The 20,471-nt window shown below is 34.4% G+C and carries 11 protein-coding genes; 2 read left to right on the top strand and 9 right to left on the bottom strand.

Going from position 1 to position 20,471, the window contains the following annotated elements:
- Window positions 1-200: 200 nt before the first annotated feature.
- The 6 genes from GQR98_RS04975 to aspS form a co-directional block, all read right to left on the bottom strand.
- Complete coding sequence (locus GQR98_RS04975; RefSeq protein WP_159018546.1) at window positions 201-1,238, bottom strand: aldo/keto reductase; 1,038 nt, start codon at window positions 1,236-1,238, stop codon at window positions 201-203.
- Window positions 1,239-1,326: 88 nt separating this feature from the next.
- Window positions 1,327-1,563: a hypothetical protein gene (locus GQR98_RS04970; RefSeq protein WP_159018545.1), complete on the bottom strand. Its 237-nt coding sequence runs from the start codon at window positions 1,561-1,563 to the stop codon at window positions 1,327-1,329.
- Between the two features lie 34 nt (window positions 1,564-1,597).
- On the bottom strand, window positions 1,598-3,385 hold the full coding sequence (locus tag GQR98_RS04965; protein WP_159018544.1) for a chloride channel protein: 1,788 nt from the start codon (window positions 3,383-3,385) through the stop codon (window positions 1,598-1,600).
- 146 nt (window positions 3,386-3,531) lie between these two features.
- Complete coding sequence (locus GQR98_RS04960) at window positions 3,532-5,325, bottom strand: chloride channel protein (protein WP_159018543.1); 1,794 nt, start codon at window positions 5,323-5,325, stop codon at window positions 3,532-3,534.
- Window position 5,326: 1 nt separating this feature from the next.
- Window positions 5,327-6,043 (bottom strand): DUF6503 family protein, encoded by a 717-nt coding sequence (locus tag GQR98_RS04955; protein ID WP_159018542.1) that lies wholly within the window; start codon window positions 6,041-6,043, stop codon window positions 5,327-5,329.
- 44 nt (window positions 6,044-6,087) lie between these two features.
- Window positions 6,088-7,842, bottom strand: a complete 1,755-nt coding sequence (aspS, locus tag GQR98_RS04950) for an aspartate--tRNA ligase (protein ID WP_159018541.1) — start codon at window positions 7,840-7,842, stop codon at window positions 6,088-6,090.
- A gap of 288 nt (window positions 7,843-8,130) precedes the next feature.
- Between aspS and GQR98_RS04945 the strand changes: the two genes are divergently transcribed.
- Both GQR98_RS04945 and GQR98_RS04940 read left to right on the top strand, forming a co-directional pair.
- Window positions 8,131-10,761, top strand: coding sequence for a TonB-dependent receptor (locus tag GQR98_RS04945; protein ID WP_159018540.1), 2,631 nt, complete (start codon window positions 8,131-8,133; stop codon window positions 10,759-10,761).
- 399 nt (window positions 10,762-11,160) lie between these two features.
- Entirely contained in the window at window positions 11,161-14,049 is a 2,889-nt protein-coding gene (locus GQR98_RS04940) for a TonB-dependent receptor (RefSeq protein WP_159018539.1), read from the top strand.
- Window positions 14,050-14,341: 292 nt separating this feature from the next.
- Here GQR98_RS04940 and GQR98_RS04935 read toward each other — a convergent pair whose 3' ends face one another.
- The 3 genes from GQR98_RS04935 to GQR98_RS04925 are packed head-to-tail and all read right to left on the bottom strand — an operon-like array spanning window position 14,342 to window position 20,471.
- On the bottom strand, window positions 14,342-17,869 hold the full coding sequence (locus GQR98_RS04935) for an efflux RND transporter permease subunit (protein WP_159018538.1): 3,528 nt from the start codon (window positions 17,867-17,869) through the stop codon (window positions 14,342-14,344).
- A 52-nt stretch (window positions 17,870-17,921) separates the two neighbouring features.
- Entirely contained in the window at window positions 17,922-19,091 is a 1,170-nt protein-coding gene (locus GQR98_RS04930) for an efflux RND transporter periplasmic adaptor subunit (protein ID WP_159018537.1), read from the bottom strand.
- Between the two features lie 39 nt (window positions 19,092-19,130).
- A complete protein-coding gene (locus GQR98_RS04925) occupies window positions 19,131-20,471 on the bottom strand; it encodes a TolC family protein (RefSeq protein ID WP_159018536.1) in 1,341 nt (446 codons plus the stop codon).

Raw genomic sequence — 20,471 nt, 5'->3', positions numbered from 1 at the left:
AGAAACTGTAATTAGTGTTTTAATGTTCAAACGCATTGGCTAACGTGAAATCTGGTACTGTGTTTAAAAGATTGTTAATTTATTGGAAATAAGTATAAAACACTAGATAATTGTTCTTCAAAATTGTTTTTTATATTCATTTTAAATAAATATAAAATCTATTTTTATCAGTCAGCCGCTTACAAAAAGAAAATTAGTTTTTATGGAGCAGGGTTTGGTATCTCTGCATGCACTGCATTTATTTGTTCTAAAACGTCTTCACTTAACGTGATGTTAATAGTATTTATGTTTTCTTTTAATTGCTCTAAATTTGTTGCTCCAATAATATTACTAGTAAGAAACGGACGTTGATTAACAAAGGCTAGCGACATTTCTGCAAGCGACATATTGTTGTCTTCCGCGATCTTTAAGTAGCGTTTTGTGGCTTCGGTAGCCTGCGGGCTGCTGTATCTGGCAAATCTAGGAAATAGGTTAAGTCGAGAGTTTTTAGCTTCGGTTCCCTTTATGTATTTACCAGATAGCACACCAAATGCCATAGGTGAATAGGCTAGTAAGCCTAAGTTTTCGCGTATTGAAACTTCTGCCATGTCACCTTCAAAAACACGGTTTATTAAAGAATAGGCGTTTTGTATGGTTGCCATTCTTGGCAAGTTGTTAATTTTCGATTCTGTTAGGTAACGCATGGCGCCCCAAGCTTTTTCGTTAGACATACCGATATGGCGAATTTTACCAGATTTGATAATGCTATCTAAAGTATTTAAAATTTCATTAAAATTATCTTCCCAAGCATCGTCCGGATTGTGCTTGTAGTCGCGGGTTCCGAAGTAATTTGTTTGTCTTTCTGGCCAATGTAATTGGAACAAATCTATATAGTCGGTTTGTAAGCGTTTTAATTCACCATTAACGGCATCGTGAATAGATTCCGGACTAAAACCAGTTGTGCGAATGTGAGCTGTGTAATCGCCAACACCTGCAATTTTAGACGCTAAAATTACTTTCTCTCTGTGTCCTGTTTTTTTCAACCAAGTGCCAATAATTGTACTAGTTCTACCTTGCGTTTCAGCTGTTGCAGGAACAGGATAAAGTTCGGCTGTGTCAATAAAATTTACACCTCGTTCTAATGCGAAATCTAATTGTGAATGACCTTCAGCTTCACTGTTTTGGTTTCCCCATGTCATGGAACCTAAACATATTTTACTAACTTTTATATCTGTATTTGGAAGTGTTGTATATTTCATGAGTTGTTTTGAGAGTAAGTTTAATTTGAAGATTTAATAATGAAAAGAAGTAAACAGTTCCTATTCATCTCCAGAGATTTTTTATAATTTAAGATTTTTTATCACGTTGAGATGCGTTCATTTTTTCTAAATTTTCCTTAGTAAGCATATAATCTTTGGGGTCTTTGTCTTTCCATCGGTAGTATGAAAATATGGGGAAAACAACCAAAAAGAGTCCGGTAACCCCAAAACCTATAAGTTTTTGAGCGTAATCTACTTCTAGAAAAAAACCGAGAAGAATACTGGTAAATGCTGCTATGGTTAATATTGAGATAAGGTATTTCATGCTTTAATTTATTCTTTTTTTATGGTGAACAGCGTTATTTTGTAAACTTTATAAGCTGTTGTCTGTATGCAGTTAAAAGTTTAGATTTTGAAATATATCCAAAGTATTTGCCTTTTTTAATAACTGGTAAATTCCAGGCACCACTGGTTTTAAATTTCTCCATTATGGTGTTCATGTTATCGGTATCGTAATCTATAATTCCGGCATCTGCATGCATAAGGCTTTCGGCTGTTACGGTTTCATATAGATCGGAATTAAACATAATATGTCGTACATCATCTAGTCTAATTACACCAAGAAATTCATGGTCGTCATTAACCACCGGAAAATGGTTTCTAGAAGATTTTGCAACGGCATTATTCAGGATATCTCCCAATTTCATTTCTGGCTTCAATGTTATAAAATTGGTTTCAATAACTTTATCAATATCTAAAACCATAAGTACATTTTGGTCTTTATCATGAGTCATTAATTCGCCGCGTTCGGCTAATTTCAAAGTGTAGATAGAATGCGAAATAAAATATTTTGTAAAGCTGAAAGATATAGCTGAAACAAGCATTAATGGCACAAAAAGTTCATAGCCACTCGTGATTTCAGCAATAAGGAAAATAGCTGTAAGTGGAGCGTGTAGTACACCGGCCATTAAGCCCGTCATTCCAATAAGCGTAAAATTTGATTCTGAAACGTGAAATCCGAGTCCGATATTATTAATAATTTTGGCAAAAGCATTTCCTAAAGCACTACCCATAACTAATGTTGGGATAAACACACCACCAACACCTCCAGCTCCAAAAGTAGTCGTCATGGCAATCGCTTTAAATATTGAAATACCAATAAGTAGGGCAATAACAATCCAGATATTCGAGAGGTCCAAGTCAAATGGTGTTTTGCCAATAGCGGCTAAATGGTCGCCTTTTAATAAGTTGTTCATTAATCCATAACCTTCACCGTATAATGGCGGAATAAAATACAGCATGGTGCCTATCGCTAAACCACCAATGATGAGGCGGACTGCTCTGCTTTCAAACTGTTTAAAGAAATTGGTTATCGCAAAAAAGACTTTAGAAAAATATACTGATGCTATAGCGGTTACCAAGCCAAGAAGTACATAAAAACCAATATCTTTAATTTCAAATTTATCGGTTAGTTCAAAACGTAATAAAACATCGGTTCCTAAAAACATGTAGGATGTTAACACAGCAGAAACTGATGCAAGTAATAAAGGAACTAGTGATGTGAAAGCAATGTCTAAACTGAAAATTTCTACAGCAAATACAATGGCCGCAATTGGGGCTTTAAACATAGATGCCATAGCTCCTGTAGCAGCGCAACCAATGAGTAGTAGTCTTGTTTTACTGCTCATATGAAACAGGCGAGCGGCATTTGATCCTAACGCAGAACCCACACTAACGGCAGGGCCTTGTAGACCTACCGAACCACCAAAACCAGCTGTTAACGGTGCTGTTATTAATGATGCGTAGATATTATATCTCGGTATAATGCCATTTAATTTTGAAATAGCATGTAGTGTTGAAGATATACCGTGGCCAATATGCTTTTTTAGCCAGGTTTGTTTTATAATATACACAAGTAGCAACCCAATAATAGGAAAAATAAAATAAAGCGCGTGGTGATGATTTTTGAACGTTTCGTACTCAAAAAGTAAACGAATGTAGTGTGTGAGGTTTTTAAGTACAACGGTGCCCATTCCGGCTAAAAAACCAGCTAGAATACTAAGAATATACACAAATTGAGGTTCGGAAACATGTTTGTATTTCCAAATTAAAAATTTACGTAGTCTTTTTTTAGTAGTTGTAGGCATGGTTTAAAATTACTAAAACGTCTGTGTCACTTACTGATAATGGTTTGTATTTGCATGTTTTGACACCAATACACGAATTTCAATAATTTTTTTGGCATTACATGATATTATCGAACAAATTTTGGGTTTTGAATTAAAAATTAGATTTAAGATTCGGCTTGTAAATTTATCAATTGACGCCTGTATGATGTTAAAAGTTTCGATTTTGTTATGAAACCATAATATTTTCCATCTTTTTTAACCGGTAAATTCCATGCGCTACTGTCTTGGAATTTCTTCATAATATCGGTCATTTTATCCTTATCCAAATTAATAACTTCGGGTGGTTTTTGCATTAAGTCTGATGCGGTAACTTCTTTGTAAAGCGATTGATCGAACATAATAGAGCGTAAATCGTCTAATAAAATAATACCTACTAGTTTTTTACTTTCCTTGTTAATAACCGGATAAATATTTCGTTTTGATTTTTTTACAGCCTTTTGAATAATTTCTTCTAAAGTCATTGTTGGGTATAAAACCGTAAAGTTGGTTTCAATAACTCTATCAATATCCATTAATGTTAAAACCGCATGATCTTTATCGTGAGTTATTAATTCTCCCTTTCGGCCTAATTCCATGTTGTAAACGGAATGAGGTTTGAAGTATTTTGTAATGCTAAAAGAAATGGTTGACGTTAACATTAACGGTACAAAAAGCTCGTAGCCTCCTGTAAGTTCTGCAATTAAAAATATGGCCGTAAGTGGAGCGTGTAATACCCCTGCTAAAAGGCCAGACATGCCAACTAAGGTGAAATTACTTTCAGAAAGCGGTGTGCTTAATATGCCACTATGATTAATAATTTTAGACAAACAAAAGCCCATAATACTACCCATAAATAAAGTTGGTGCAAAAATACCACCAACACCACCAGCGCCAAAGGTAAGCGCGCTGGCAACAATTTTGAAAAGCATAAGCGCGATAAGAAGTAAAATAACATTCCAGATGTTTGATAAATCTAAGCCAAAGATGTTATTTTCAAGTGCTTTTTGTGGATTTCCAACAATTAAGTTATTGATAACATCGAACCCTTCACCGTATAATGGAGGTATTAAATAAACCAATAAACCAATACCGGTACCACCAACTATTAATTTTTTAATAGGCGATTTTAATGAATCAAAAAGCTTTTGGATACGATCGTAAACTTCGGTGAAGTAAATAGAAATAAAAGCAGCTATAACACCTAAAAGAATGTAAAATGGCGCATCGGAAAGGTAGAATTTGTCTTCAATTCTAAATGGTAAAATCACATCGTCTCCAAAGAAAAATTGGGAAGTTAAAATTGCTGAAAGTGATGCTAATAATAAAGGTAACATTGAAGCAATAGTTAAATCTAAACTAAACACTTCTATGGCAAAAATAATAGCAGCAATGGGGGCTTTAAAAATAGAACTCATGGCGCCAGCGGCAGCGCAACCTACAAGTAGTGTTCTTGTGGTTTGGTTCATATGGAACATTCTGGCAATGTTTGAGCCTAATGCTGCGCCTGTTGCAACGGTTGGTCCTTCCAGCCCAACCGACCCACCAAAACCAACGGTTAATGGAGCGGTTAGAATAGAACCAAACATTTGGAACGGTTTCATGATGGCCTTACGTTTTGAAATAGCATAAAGCGTAGAAGGAATACCATGGCTTACCTTGTTCCTTATAATATATTTTATACCTAAATACACTAAGGTTAAACCTAAAATAGGAAAAAGGAAATAAAAGGCGTGATGGTAATTTTTTATTAGTTTAGCCTCTAATAAATGTTGAATAAAGTGGGTTAAATTCTTTAAAACAACCGCTCCCATACCTGCGGTGAAACCTATAATAATACTTAATAGGTATACAAATTGTTTTTTGGAAATATGTTTAGCTCTCCAAATTAGTATTTGTTTTAAAACGGTTTGTTTAGGCATTTTAATTTGATGCGTTTTTCGATAAAATATCGGTAGCTAAATACTTATCGTTTTTGTTGTAATACCAAGCTCTATTTTTTGGTATTTTAATTCCGTTTATAGTCTCTAAATCGGTTAGCAAAATATATTCGCCATCGTTTTTAGTTTCATCTTTAAAAAACTGATAAACCTCCATGGCATAGGTTTTGGGGTTAAAATAGAAATACCAAGTATCTTTACCTACGTCTTTGGAGTATGTTGCTTTTAGAACTAAATAGTCTTTTCCTTTAAATGTTTTTTGAGTTACGTTTGGATCTATAATAGTGCCCTCATCATTTAATTTCATAGGCAAACCATATAGATAGGTGTAGTAATCTTTAAATAAATTGGCACGTTTGCAATTTAGGTTATGCTCCTTCTTAATTGCATCAGATAAATCTGTGCTTCCATTTATAGATATTGTACATTCTAATTTGTTAATAACAGATTCCATTACCAAACTGTCTTTTATGGTTTGTAAAGAAAAATATTCTTTAGGTAAACTTATTGTAATATTGCTTTGACGTTCGGGTTTGTTTGGCATTTTCATGCTTACTGTAAAACTACCATCGAAAGTTTCCCAATTACTATTTGGATCGTGAAATTCGATCGATTTTCTCAATAATTCTGGACCTGTTATAGTTTGAGCTAGAGCTATTGTTGAAGCGAAAACTAATAAAAAGAAGGTTAAGTTTTTCATATATTCAGTTTACTAAAAAATCCTGCAAAAGCAGGATTTTAATATTATGATTTTAAATTAAGTTTTAAACTCAATTCTGTTAATTGATCATCATCAATTCGAGCAGGCGCATCAATCATTACGTCGCGTCCTGAGTTGTTTTTTGGGAAAGCAATAAAATCTCGAATAGTTTCTTGGCCTCCTAAAATGGCAACCAACCTGTCTAGTCCAAAAGCTAAACCACCGTGTGGCGGTGCTCCGTATTGAAAGGCGTCCATTAAGAAACCAAATTGTGCTTTCGCTTCTTCTTCAGAAAAACCTAAATGTTTAAACATTGTAGCTTGTGTTTCTTTATCGTGAATACGAATAGATCCTCCGCCAATTTCGTTTCCGTTTAGAACCAAATCGTATGCATTTGCTTTTACATCGCCTGGATTAGTGTCCAGTAATTCTAGCTGACCGGGTTTTGGTGATGTAAACGGGTGGTGCATGGCGTGGTAATGTCCAGTTTCTTCGTCAAGTTCTAATAACGGAAAATCGATAACCCATAATGGAGCAAATACTTTCGGGTCACGTAAACCTAAACGTTCTGCTAATTCCATACGTAAAGCACTTAATTGCGCACGTACTTTATTTTTATCGCCAGAAAGTACACAAACTAAATCGCCTGCCTTAGCGCCGGTAACTTCTGCCCATTTTGCTAAATCGCCTTGATCGTAAAATTTATCTACTGAAGATTTAAAGGTTCCATCATCATTACAACGTGAGTAAATCATGCCTAAAGCACCAACTTGTGGACGCTTAACCCAATCTATTAATTTATCAATTTCTTTTCTTGTATAGCTATTTCCACCTGGTACAGCAATACCAACAACTAATTCTGCATTATTAAAAACACCAAATTCTTTATGTTGTGTTACAGCGTTTAATTCGCCAAATTCCATTCCAAAACGAATGTCTGGTTTATCGTTTCCGTATAAACGCATAGCATCGTCGTAAAGCATTCTAGGGAATTTTTCAACCTCAACACCATTCACTTCTTTTAATAAATGACGGGTTAAACCTTCAAAAACGTTTAAAATATCTTCTTGCTCAACAAAGGCCATTTCACAATCAATTTGTGTGAATTCTGGCTGACGGTCGGCACGTAAATCTTCATCTCTAAAGCATTTTACAATTTGAAAATACTTATCCATACCACCAACCATAAGCAATTGCTTAAAGGTTTGTGGCGATTGTGGAAGGGCATAAAATTCACCAGCATTCATACGGGATGGTACTACAAAATCTCTTGCGCCTTCTGGTGTAGATTTTATTAAATATGGTGTTTCAACTTCAATAAAACCTTCTTTTGATAGATAGTTTCTAACTTCTTGAGAAACCTTCGATCTAAAAATTAAGCTGTTTTTTACTGGATTACGACGAATATCTAAATAGCGATATTTCATTCTAATGTCTTCACCACCGTCCGTTTTATCTTCAATAGTAAATGGAGGAATTACAGATTTGTTCAAGATCTTTAAATCTGAAACTAAAATCTCAATATCTCCTGTTGGGATATTTGTGTTTTTTGAAGCACGTTCAATTACTGTTCCTTTCACCTGAATTACAAATTCACGACCTAAGTTTTGGGCTTGCTCTATTAAATCTTTACTAGTGCGCTCTTCATCAAAAACAAGTTGTGTAATACCATAACGGTCACGTAAATCGACCCAAACAATAAAACCTTTATCTCTAGATTTTTGAACCCAACCAGATAGGGTTACTTCTGTGTTAATATGTGTGGCTGTTAATTCGCCGCAATTATGACTTCTGTACATTGTTGTAAAATTGAGGTGCAAATTTAATGAAATACGGCGTAGTATAAATTTTTATAATTGTTTTTTTAAGTAAATGAAGCTTTTAAACTCGTGAGTTGGTAAAATGGATTGAGATTTTAAAGGTGCAATGCGTTAATAAAATGGTTTGTAGTTTTATTGATAATTTGTGTTTTTATAACGAAAGGTGTTGTAATCTTAATATTGTGCTTAAAATTTTGCGATATTCTTGTAAGTGAAATGATTATATGCATATATTAGCATTAACTAACTTTTAAATAAAATAACATTATGAGTAAATTTTTAAACACAAAATGGTTGATGTTTCTCTTTTTTTTTGGGGCTCCAACTTTATTAATTGCACAACAAGTAACCGGTGTGGTTGCAGATGATTCTGGCGCGTTGCCAGGTGTATCGGTAGTTGTAAAGGGAACGTCTAGTGGAACTACCACGGACTTTGATGGCAAGTATGCTATTAACGCTAGTAATGGAGCTGTTTTAGTATTTTCTTATGTGGGTTATGAGACACAAGAAAATACTGTTACCGGAAATAAAATGAATGTGACTATGCAATCTGGTGTTGCTCTAGATGCTGTTGTATTAACAGGAAATAGATCGAAACCGAGAACTATTTTAGATTCTCCTGTGCCTATTGATAATATAGGTTTAGATGAAATGCGTAGCACAGGGCAACCAACAATAGATAAAATGTTAACTTATAAGGTGCCATCTTTCAATTCTACAACTCAAGCCGTATCTGATGCAACAGCACATTTTGATCCAGCAGATTTACGTGGTTTAGGGCCAAGTAGAACGTTGGTTTTAGTTAATGGAAAGCGTAAAAACCAAAGTGCTTTAGTTTATATCAATGATACACCAGGAAAAGGTGAAGTAGGTGTAGATTTAAAAAGTATTCCAGCGGCAGCTATCGAGCGTATCGAGGTTTTGCGTGATGGAGCTTCGGCTCAGTATGGATCGGATGCGATTGCTGGTGTAATTAATATGGTGTTAAAAAAGAATGTTGAATATACTACGGTAAACGTAAATTCTGGTGTTACTACTGAAGGTGATGGTTTTAATTTTGGAGTTGATTTAAACACTGGTTTAACTGGTGAAAACGGTGGATATTTAAATGTTACTGCTGGATATTATGAGCAGAAAAAAACGAATAGACCGGGATCTCCAGGAACAGATGCTTTAATTGGAGTAGGAGCTGATGATCCAACTTGGGGAGCTTGGTTAGCCGATAATCCAGATTTAGGAATGAATGTTGGTCAGCCTGAATTACAAAAAATCGATTTGTTTTTTAATGCTGGAATTCCGTTTAATAATGATTCTGGTGAGTTTTACTCCTTTGGTGGTTTTACTTCTAGGCAAGGAACAAGTTTCGCTTTATATAGAGCGCCTTACTGGGTAGGAGATCCATTTAATTTATTGCACGAAGCGGGTTCTGATTATAATGGATTCCAACCTACTTTTGAAACCGATGTTATGGATAACAATTTAACAGCTGGTGTAAAATGGAAATTATTTAATTTCGATGTAGATTTTAGTGGGACTTACGGAAGAAATAGAATTGATTACGATGTAAACAACACGTTAAATCCGGATTTGGGAGCAAACAGTCCTACAGAATTTGCAGTTGGGGGTTATACGTTTAGTAATACGTTAGCGAATTTAGATTTTTCAAGAGTTTTAGGTAAGGTTAATGTTGCTTTTGGGGCAGAAATTAAGCAGGAAAACTTTTCTGCTAGAGCTGGAGATGCGGCATCTTATTATAACCCCACTGGGAATGGTAATGCACAATCTTTCCCTGGTTTGCAGCCATCTAATGCAGTGCGCGCCGATAGACATAATTATGGTGTTTATGGAGATTTAGAGTGGGAGCCAACAGATGCTTTATTGATTGGTGGGGCTATTCGTTACGAAGATTTTAGCGATTTTGGCGATAATGTATCATGGAAAGTTAGTGGGCGTTATTCTTTAGGAGATAAAGGGGCATTAAGAGCTTCTTATAGTACTGGGTTTAGAGCACCATCTTTACATCAAATATATTTAAGTAATGTGCAAACTTTAGTTTCCGGAGGAAGTATTTCTAACCAAGGAACATTTAATAATGTAGACCCTATAATTAGAGAAGACTTAGGAGTTCCGCAGCTTACATCGGAAACATCAAAAAACATTTCGGCAGGTATTACTTATAAAATCAAGCCTAATTTATCTGTTTCAGCAGATTTTTATAATGTAAAGGTTGATGATCGTGTTTTATTTACAGGAGAAATTGGTTTCGATGGGGATGACTCGTCAATAAACCCTGTAGAAACAGTATTAATTGCTAATTCTATTACAAGTTTAAAGTTTTTCGTGAATGCTGTAAATACAAATACTTCGGGTGTTGATTTAGTGGTTAACTACACCAATATTGAATTGGGTGAAGGTATTTTGAATGCTGCGTTAGCTGCTAACTTTAACGAGACTACAATTAAAGGAGAGATTGATACGCCTCCTATATTTGCTGCAAACGGCTATGATATTTTTAGTAGAAAAGAACAGGCTAGAATTACATCATCTAGACCGAAATCTAAAGTATTATTAGGTTTAGATTACGATTTAAATAAATGGAATTTTATTTTGAATAATACTTATTTTGGCGAAGTTACTTGGCAACACGGCAGTAGTCCTGCATTGGATCAAACTTTTGCCGGAAAAGTAATCACCGATTTAATTGTTGGTTATGAGTTTAGTGAAAAACTATCGGGTAACATTTCTGTAAATAATTTACTTAATGTGTATCCAGATGAATTGGATGCTAAAGGTGACGTGGTTACCGATCTTGGAGGACGTTTTAAATACCCTTGGGAAGTAAATCAATTTGGATTTAATGGTACTGTTTTAAATGCAAGCTTAGCCTTTAAATTCTAGAGATCATTTTATTGTTTTAGCAGAGATGTTTATTTAAGCGTTTCTATTTTATGGAAACCCCAGATTTTGGAAAAAACACCAAAATCTGGGGTTTTGTTTTAAGTTTAACATTTTTTTTATAAAATTCACAATAATTCTCAAACGCTAATAAAACGTTAATTGGACGTTTTATTTTTTTCACGAATAGTTGACTGTTAATTTTTTAGGATGTTGATTGTCATGGGATTGTGTTGTTTTGTGTTTTTTTATTTCAGAAAATAATGACTCAAAAACATTTTTTTTATTTGTAGGTTTTTACTGTTAAAAAGCTGTTTTGTAAGTGATGTTTTATCGGTAAGTGTTTAAATTACAAGATAATATGCATACCTTAGCTAGAACTAATTCAAATAAATTATAACTATGAGTAAAATTCTACATTTAAAATGTCTGATGTTTCTATTTTGTATAGGTCTATCAGGAGGGGCATTAGCCCAAGAAATTTCAGGAACTGTAAAAGACGACTCTGGAGCCTTACCAGGGGTTTCTGTAATTGTAAAAGGTACGTCTACGGGTACAACCACAGATTTTGACGGAAAGTATAGTGTAAAAGCAAAAACAGGTGATGTTTTAGTGTTTTCGTACGTAGGTTATGAAACGCAAGACAAAACCGTTACAGGTATGGTTATGAATGTTACCATGCAATCTGGTGTTGCCTTAAACGAGGTTGTATTAATAGGATCTAGAAATAAATCTAGAACATCTATTGATACACCTGTGCCAGTAGATGTTATTGATATGTCGCAAATTGCTACATCAGGACCGCAAACAACTATTACTGAGATTTTAAATTATGTTGCGCCTTCATTTACATCAACAACTCAAACGGTTTCAGACGGTACAGACCACGTTGATCCGGCCTCTTTAAGAGGTTTAGGACCAGATCAAGTTTTGGTTTTAATTAATGGTAAAAGAAGACATAAATCTTCATTAGTAAATGTAAATGGTACAGTTGGTACAGGTACAGTTGGTACAGATATGAATTCGATTCCTACGGCTTCAATAGAAAGAATAGAGGTTTTAAGAGATGGTGCAGCTGCCCAATATGGTTCTGATGCTATTGCTGGTGTAATTAACCTTGTTCTTAAAAAAGCAACAAACGAGCTGACTTTAAACGTGAATTCGGGTGCAAATATGAGTAAGCACTCTAATCAGTATAATGAAGGAGGTACTGATGGTGAAAAATTTCAAATTGATGCTAACTATGGTGTAGATCTAGGAGACAATGGTGGTTATATTAACTTTACTGGGTCTTTAAGTACAAGAGGTGCAACTAACAGAAGTGATTCAATGGGACAACCTATTTATACAATGTTTGATGTTGCTACAAGAACTTTAGGTTACGATAATGCTTTTGCTATGGATCCAAGTGATTTAGCTAATTATGTTGCCGGTTTAGATCCAACATTACAAACTGTTTATGATAATGGTGTTGCGGCAGGCGATTCTTTTTTAGATATTATTAATTCAGATTCTGCAACTTTTGTGGGTGACACATCAAATTCTTCACCTATTTCTGATTATGAATTAGCACAACGTGGTTTAACTCGTGATGATTTTAGAATGAAAGTAGGGCAGTCTAAATTAAGAAGTGGACAGTTTATGATGAACATGGAAATACCTTTAGACGATAATGGTTCTGCTATTTACTCTTTTGGAGGTATGAGTTTTAGAGATGGTTCTGCGGCAGGTTTTTATAGAAGACCAGCTTATACAGATGGTAGAGCTAATACTGAAGCTTTTGCAAATGGGTTTTTACCGCATATAGCTTCTCGTGTTATAGATAAATCTATAGCTGCTGGTATTAAAGGTAAAATAGGTGATTGGGATATAGATTTCTCTAATACTTACGGTGTGAATAGTTTCGATTTTACTATTAAAAATACGGTTAATGCAACTTTAGGTGCTTCTTCTCCAACAGAATTTGAAGCTGGTGGGTTTTCATTTGCGCAAAACACAACAAACTTCGATTTGTCAAATTTTTATGAAGATACTTTTGAAGGTTTAAATGTTGCTTTTGGTGCTGAATATAGGCTTGAAAATTATCAATTAATTGCAGGCGAAGAGGCTTCTTATTCAAAATACGATACAAACGGAGAAATTGTTACAAATTACACAGATGCGAGTAATATTGTAACGAGTTATTTTGGTGAAGGTGTTCCTGGTGGAGCTCAAGTTTTTCCTGGATATAGACCAGAAAATGAAGTGGATCAAAACAGAAATAGTTTTGCGGCTTATGTTGATTTAGAGGCAGATTTAACTGAAGCTTTTTTATTAAGTGCTGCATTACGTTACGAGAATTTTAATGATTTTGGTAAAACCTTTAACTGGAAACTATCTGGTAGATATAAATTAACGGAGAATAGTGCTATACGTGGTGCAATAAGTACGGGTTTTAGAGCTCCAGATTTACATCAAATTTATTTTAATGCTACCGCAACGCAATTTGTTGCAGGTATTCCAATTGAGCAAGGAACTTTTGCAAACAATAGTAGATTAGCCGATTTGTTGTCGATTCCAGAACTGGAAGAAGAAACTTCTTTTAACGCTAGTTTAGGGTTTACTGCTAAAATACCGAGCGCTGGTTTAAAAATAACTATTGATGGATATATGGTTAATGTTGATGATAGAGTCGGTATAACAAGAAGTTATACGCCGTCTACAACGGAGCAACAAGATATTTTTGATGCTGCCGCTGCGGGTGCTGCTAAATTTTTTACTAATGGTTTTGATACAGAGTCTAGAGGGTTAGATATTGTAATAGATCATAAAACAAGTATTGGTACTAATGGAACTTTAAATAATATATTATCTGGAACGTTTTCTAAAACAGAAGTGAAGAATGTTAAATCTATTCTTGGAACAGAAATTTTAGATGAAACACTTAAAGGTTATATTGAAGATGCAATGCCAAGAGCTAAGGTGAATTTAACGAATAACTACTCTAATGGTGATTGGAATTTTATGTTACGTAACGTATATTTTGGTTCAGTAAATGATCCTGATTTTAGAGGTTCAACCACACCAGTTACTTACGGAGAAAAAATTATTACAGATTTATCTTTAACTTATAGTTTTTCTGATAACTTAAAACTGACAGCAGGAGCTAATAACTTATTAGATGTTTATCCAGATGAAGTTCCTTTTGAAGGTTCTCAATACGGAGATCAATTTATATTTTCACGTAGAACCTCTCAATTTGGTTTTAACGGACGTTATGTTTTTGGTAGATTAACATTTATTTTAAAATAAGAAGAAAGTATTTATTAATCTTAAAAGCCTCGTAAATCAATCGATTTACGAGGCTTTTTTAGTTTATCAAACTATCATTATGCGATTTCTTCTTACTCTAAAATGAGGAGAGGTAATTACATGTATTCAAGTCATGCCGATACTAGGAGGAGTCGCACACGTTTCCTTTTGTATGAATCTGTTCTATATAGCGGAATGCTTTGTTTAATTCTTCTTAAAAACTAAAAACCCAGACGCTTCAATTAAGAAAGTCTGGGTTTTCGCTATTAATCGAGTTAGTCACACAATTAAATTATTCTTCTATTCTTTTATTCGTTTTAAAAACTTCTTTATCATCAATTGGTTTTAATGCAACAACACGGTTGCTGTATATTTTCATTTTAGATCTTGTTACTAAGTAAAATAAAATAGGTACAACTATTAGCGTTAAAAAGGTTGCAATAAATAAACCATAAATTACGGTCCATGCTAATGGTCCCCAGAAAATAACGTTATCTCCACCCATATAAATATGAGGGTTGAATTCACTAAATAAGGTAAAAAAGTTAATGTTTAATCCAATAGCTAACGGTACTAACCCTAGAATTGTTGTTATAGCTGTTAATAATACTGGACGTAAACGCGCTTTTCCTCCTGTAATAATAGCTTCTAGAAGTTCGGCTGTTTGTAAATACTGATCTTCTTCTAGGTTATGTATAGCCTTCTTTCTATCTATTAAAAGTTGGGTGTAATCTAATAGTACCACACCGTTGTTTACTACAATTCCGGCAAGTGAAATAATTCCCATCATGGTCATCATGATAACGAAAGAACTCCCGGTAAGTACTATGCCACCAAACACACCAATTAAACTTAAAAAGATGGCTAGCATAATAATTCCTGGTTTCGACACCGAGTTAAATTGGAATATTAATATGAAGAAAATTAAACCCAAACCTGTAAAAAAGGCGCCCATTAAAAAGGCCATTTGTTTGTTTTGTTCTTCAATTTGTCCGGTATAATCTATAGAAACGTCAGAAGGCTTTTGTGTAAAGCTTTTCATTTCATTCTGTATTTTAGAAACAATAGCAGCTGCATCCGTATAACCAGGAGCCAATGCAGAGTAAAGTGTTACAACACGTTTTACATCTTTATGTTTTATAGCACTAAAACCAGAGGTATTACTTTGTTTGGCAACTGCAGAAACCGGAATCTCTTTAACTTGTCCAGAAGCCATGTCTCTAAATGTCATTTTCTGATTGAAAATAGCACTAGTATTATAACGATCTTCTTTATTGAAACGCACATAAATATCGTAATCTTCACCATCTTCTTTGTAAATACCAGCTTTAGATCCGAAGATTGCATTACGCAATTGTTGACCAACTTGCCCTGTAGAGACGCCTAGTTCTCCAGCCTTTTTTCGGTCTACAATAACTTGCATGGATGGTTTAGACTTGTTTACATCAATCTTTAATTCATCTATACCTTGTACGTTTTTAGAGTTTATAAAATCGCGCATGCTTTCTGCCGTAGCAATAAGTTCGCTATAATCATTTCCTTCTAATTCAACATTAATAGGGTAACCTGCAGGCGGTCCGTTGGCATCTTTTTCGACAGAAATAGCAATACCAGGATAAACATCTTTTAAATCGGCTTGCACCTTTTTAAGAAGCTCTTGGCTATCTGCACCTTCTCTAAATTTGTACTCGCGCATACTCGCGGTAATTTTAGCACGGTGTGGCATTTCTGCAGCAGAACCACCATCGGTTTGCGGATTTCCAGCGCCTTCACCAACTTGAGACACAGCACTTTCTGTTAAAAAGTTGAAATCATCATTCATGTACATATCGTCGTTTAAGATTTTATAAACACGACCTTCGATTTCTTTTGTAATGGCATTGGTTTTTTTAATATCTGTACCTTCAGGGTATTCGATATAAACAATAATTTGATTTGGTTTATTGTCTGGAAAAAACTCTACTTTAGTACGTTGGCTTCCTACCGATGCGCCAAAGCCCATAAAGGCTACAATTAACAAGATAAATGTAACAACGGTAATAAGTATTGGCTTTCTGCCACTCAAGGCGTAGCGTAGCGATTTCTCGTAAGCTCTCTCCCAAACAGGTAATACTTTATTTTGAAAGCTATTAGACCAATTTCTAAGGAATAAACGGTAAATCCAAAGTAGAACAACAACAGATACCATTAGTGTTCCTAAGGCATTATAAGTACCACCTAAGAACATGATTAAAAGCCCGATGATCCCAAATATTACTGAAATTCTTATAATTTGTTTTAAAGGCATATTTTTATCCTCAACTGTCATGTATTTAGATACTAAAACAGAGTTGAAAAAGATAGCCACAAATAATGAAGATCCTAAAACTACCGAAAGCGTAATCGGGAAGTACTTCATAAACTGCCCCATAACACCAGGCCATAAACCTAAAGGTATAAAGGCGGCAACCGTAGTTGCGGTAGATATAATGATAGGATAAGCAATTTCGCCAATCCCTTTTTTAGCAGCTTCAACACGACTCATGCCTTCTTCACTCATAAGGCGATATACGTTTTCTACTACCACAATACCGTTATCTACCAGCATACCAAGCCCCATAATAAGTCCGAAAAGAATCATGGTGTTCATGGTGTAGCCCAATAAGTCTAATATCATTAAAGACATAAACATAGACATCGGGATGGCGAAACCAACAAAAAGTGCGTTTTTAAATCCTAAAAAGAACATTAAAACGGTAACAACTAGTATGATACCAAAAATAATATTGTTTACTAAATCGTCTACTTGTCCAATGGTTTTAGAAGATTGATCGTTGGCAATAGTGACTTTAAGGTCTGGTGGAAAAACATTTTTTATAGCATCGCTAACAATAACTTCTATTTGTTCGGCGGCTGCTACCATGTTTTTACCAGCACGTTTTTTAACGTCTAGCATAACCACTTGGTGTCCAAATTCTCTAGCGTAAGTAGTTTTGTCTTCGTCTTTAAAACTGACTTTAGCAACGTCTTTCAAGTAAATAGGGTTGTTCATTTCAGATTTTACAACAAAGCCTTCTAGTTCTTTCGGGTCTTCAATTTCACCTAAAATTCGAATGGTACGTCGTTGTCCACTAGAAATTAAATTCCCGGCAGACATAGTCATGTTTTCTCTTCCGATGGCATTTAGAATATCATCGAAACTTACTTGAGCAGCCATCATTTGGTAGATGTCTACAGCAACTTCAACTTCTTTTTCTTGAGCACCACGAATATCAACTTGTTTAATTTCTTGAAGGTTTTCAATTTCATCTTCAAGATATTCTCCAAATTCCTTAAGTCTATCTACAGGATAATCGCCAGAGATATTAATGTTTAGAATCGGTATTTCTTCCGACATACTTAAATCGAAAACATTAGGTTCTACCTTGGCTCCGTTAAATGTTGGCCAATCTTCCCCCGAAGATTCCGAATCTATTTCATCTTTAACCTTTTGTTTGGCAGCTTCAACAGTGATTTTTTCATCGAACTCTACAACTACAATAGAGTAATCTTCTTGCGATGTTGAGGTGATTTCAACAACATTACTTAAGGTTTTTAATTTATCCTCAATTGGGTCGGTTATTAGTTTTTCAATATCCTCGGCAGTATTCCCAGGATAAATAGAACTAATATAAATTTTAGTTTCTTTAATTTCCGGAAAGTTCTCTCTAGGCATGCTAAAGTAAGAACCTGTTCCAAGAAAAAGTATGAGCGCAATTAAAACATACATCGTTGTTTTATTGTCTATGGCCCAAGACGCTAAGCGAAATTCTTTTAGTACTTCTTTCTTCTTTTTAGTCATCAGTATTTAATCTTTAGACGTTAGTATTATTGGTCTAGAATTTAGAATGATTTTATTCAACGTTTAAAATCTTTACACTTTGTCCATCTTTTACACTTCTGGCACCTTCGTTTATAATTTCGCTTCCGTTTTCTAGTCCAGAAAGAATTTCTATATAATCGCCTTGCGTTTTTCCTGTTTCAATAAAAACACGTTTTGCTTTAGCTTGGTTATCAGCTTTATCACTAATAGCGTAAACATATTGTTTGCCTTCTGCATTTTCTGAAATAATACTTTGCGGAATAAGTATAGCGTTATCGTTAGTGTAATCGTTAATTTTAAGCTTCGCCGTTAGGTTGGGTTTAATAGTTCTATCTTTATTATCGATAGCTATTTCAACTTTAAACGTACGGTTTGATGGGTTGATAAAGTTTCCTGCCTGACGCACTTTAGCGTCTATTTGTTTGTTAAGAATAGGGAAGTCTACTTTTACATCTTTCCCTGGTGCTAATTCAGTAATGTAACGCTCAGGTACATCAGTTTCAATGTACATATCTTGAAGGTTTACAATACGGAAAAGTTGCGATTGTCCTGGAGAAACTACACTACCTTGCTCTGTAATAACATCGTCGATAGTTCCTGAAAAAGGAGCTCTAACTATAGTTTTACTTAATTGTTGTTGTAGTTGTCCAACGGCTTGTTCCTGTGCATCAAAATTAGCTTTGGCTTGTAGGTATTGAATTTCGCTACCTATTTTTTGGTTCCATAAACGTTGTTGACGTTCAAAGGTTGTTTTTGCTAAAGCGGTTTGAATTTTTAATTGAGCTAATTGTTGATTTAATCCACCATCGTCAATTTTAGCAAGCGATTGTCCTTTGGTTACACGTTGCCCTTCTTTAACATATACATTAGATAAAACGCCCGAATATTCTGGGTAAATAACAATGTTTTGTTTTGTGTCTACGTTACCTTGTAATTCTACATAGTGTTGAAATACGGAGTGTTTAGCTTCAAAAGTAGTAATTAAAGGAATTTTTTCTAAAGGATCTATTTCCTTAATTTTTATTTCTAAAAGTTTTAATTGTCCTGCAAGTTCTTGCTCGATAGTTTCTAATTCGGCTTTCTTTTGATGAATTAATTCCAAATTATTGGTTGCAATAACATCTTCTACAGATTGCTTTTTTTCGCTACCACAAGAAGAAAGAACTAACGCTATGGCTAAGAGTGAATATATATGTTTCATTGTATTGTTGATTTTAGTAAATTTTATTTTGATGATGAATTAGTTTATTTGATTAGATATAGTTTCTAAAGCCACTTTGTTGTTTATAACATTAAGCATGGCTTGTAAAAACTCTTGTTGTGCCGAGTAAAGTTGCGTTTGTGCTTGTCTTAAATCGAAACTAGAAGCAATACCTTCAAAAAACTTAGTTTGGTTTTTAGTTTCAATACGCTCGGCAAGGTTTAAGTTTTCCTTTTTATTTGAATATTCTTCGATAGCAAATTGATAATCACTTTTAGCCGATGCGATTTGAAGTTTTAATTGTTGCTCGGTTTCTGTTAAATCATCTTCAGCTTTTTCTAAGTTGATTTTAGCACGTTGTATTTTAGATTTTGTTGCTCCAGAAGTGAAAATAGGAACACTTAATTTAGCTCCAAAAATAGCATAACCATAGTATTTTTGATCACTGTCTAAAAACGTAAATTCCGGGCTGTAAGCAGTATAACCACCACTTAAAAAAGCGCTAATTGTAGGTAGGTTTTTGTATTTCTCTAATTTTAATAATAACTCCTTAGATGTTTTATCGTTTTCGGCAATTTTATAATCTATGGTGTTTTCTACACTAAATGGATTATCAATTAACTCTAAATCGATGTTTTGAGCCGTTAACGTTTCTAGGTTGTCGGTAAGTATTGTATTATTATCAATATCTAAACCTAAAGTGATGTTAAGCATTTGGTAAGCTACTTTCTTAAGTCTAATACTATTGTTAAGTGTACTCTTAATACTCGATAATGTTATTTTTAATTGCTCTACACTTTCTTCTTCTTCTAAACCATTTTCGTAAATTTTGGTAATTTCATCTAGGTTTTTTTGAAGCGCAGTTTTGTTACGTTCTAAAATAGCAACACTTTCTTCTGTTAGCAATACGTTACCATAAGCATTAACGACTGCTTTTTTAACTTCTAAATCTGTTTTAGTTTTAGCATTTTTAGATATTTCTAAATATACTTTGGCCGATTGTAAACCAACAATATAAGAACCATCAAAAAGTAACTGACTTAACGTTGCAGAACCAATTAAACTTTGTTCAAGACCTAAGGCAAGTGCTGTGTATTCGCCTTCTGGGCCACCAAAGGCAGAGGCTTCAACAACTTGTAGTTGCTGCTTTATACTGTTTTGGTAGTCTACAGCTGCATTAATTTGTGGTAAACCTGCTGCAGTAGTTTCCCATTTTTGTTCTTTAGCGGCATCTATATCTCTAGAAGCATTTTTTGCCGTTCTGTTATTTTCAAGCGCAAAATCTATAGCAGCATCTAAAGAGAAACTATTGGTTTCTTCTTGCGAAATAGCCGTTATAGAAACTAATAAACTAAAAAATATAATTAGTTTGTTTTTCAT

Origin of the sequence: Algibacter sp. L3A6 (assembly GCF_009796825.1) — a bacterium.
GTDB lineage: Bacteria > Bacteroidota > Bacteroidia > Flavobacteriales > Flavobacteriaceae > Algibacter.
This window is presented reverse-complemented; position numbering and strand designations above follow the sequence as displayed.